Raw genomic sequence first — 401 nt, 5'->3', positions numbered from 1 at the left:
CTTCCAGCACCAGAACTACTGGCTGGAATCCGGAGCCGCCCCGGCCGCACAAGACACCATCCCCACCGACTCCGTCGAAAGCCGCTTCTGGGAGGCGGTGGAGCGGGAGGACTGGGAGACGCTGGCCGCCGAGCTGGAGGTCGACGGGGACCAGCGGCTGAGCGAGGTGCTGCCCGTGCTGTCGTCCTGGCGGCGGCAGAGCCGTGAGACGTCGACCCTCGACGGATGGCGGTACCGGGTCACCTGGAAACCACTGCCCGACAGCTCGACGGCACCGACTCTCTCCGGAACCTGGCTGGTCCTCGCGCCGGACGCGGACGGCACATGGCCGGCGGGCGTCACTCGTACCCTCACCGCACGCGGTGCCTCGGTGCGGGTGCTGACGCCGGCCACGACCGACC

The 401-nt window shown here is 71.1% G+C and carries 1 protein-coding gene; it reads left to right on the top strand.

The window, feature by feature from the left end; all coding sequences use genetic code 11:
- On the top strand, positions 1-401 hold a 401-nt coding region (locus LMU33_RS40970), incomplete at both ends, for a hypothetical protein (protein ID WP_228627214.1).

The sequence above is a fragment of the Streptomyces barringtoniae genome (assembly GCF_020819595.1).
Classification (GTDB): domain Bacteria; phylum Actinomycetota; class Actinomycetes; order Streptomycetales; family Streptomycetaceae; genus Streptomyces; species Streptomyces barringtoniae.
Note: the sequence above shows the minus strand (reverse complement) of the source record. Positions and strands in the feature narration are given on the sequence as shown.